The sequence below is a fragment of the Candidatus Symbiothrix dinenymphae genome (assembly GCF_001431085.1).
In genome coordinates, this window is the sequence record NZ_BBRU01000486.1 from 1 (window position 1) to 401 (window position 401).

The window sequence follows — 401 nt, forward strand, 5'->3', positions numbered from 1 at the left end:
GGCTTGACCCGCAATCCCCTCCTGAACATCCAATTGTTCAATCACATCGCGCATCAGCATACCCTGATAGGCAGTGTTTTCAGCAACCAACTTTTGCTTAAAATCGGTGTAAACTTCACCGAGAATATTCCAAATATTGCGAAAAGCAGTTTTCAGGGCAGTGTCGCCGATAAAAAATTGTTGGAAGCGGCGCATCAATGCCTCTCGCTGGTTGTCGGACAAGTGTGTGAAATCATCGCGCAGGGCATCCAAATCCTGCAAATTACTGAACAGGGCACGGGCATTCACCAAATTTTTGTCGATGTCGTCAAAGTCATTGAGCAACACCTCGCCGAAGAAGAAAAACTCGTCAATCGTTTCGGCACTCGGCTCGCTCGCATATTTGTTAAACACCTGAATAT

1 pseudogene is annotated in these 401 nt (G+C 46.4%); it reads right to left on the reverse strand.

Annotated elements, in window-relative coordinates:
* Positions 1-401, reverse strand: a pseudogene (locus ASC50_RS05245) (PD-(D/E)XK nuclease family protein); the annotation flags it as partial.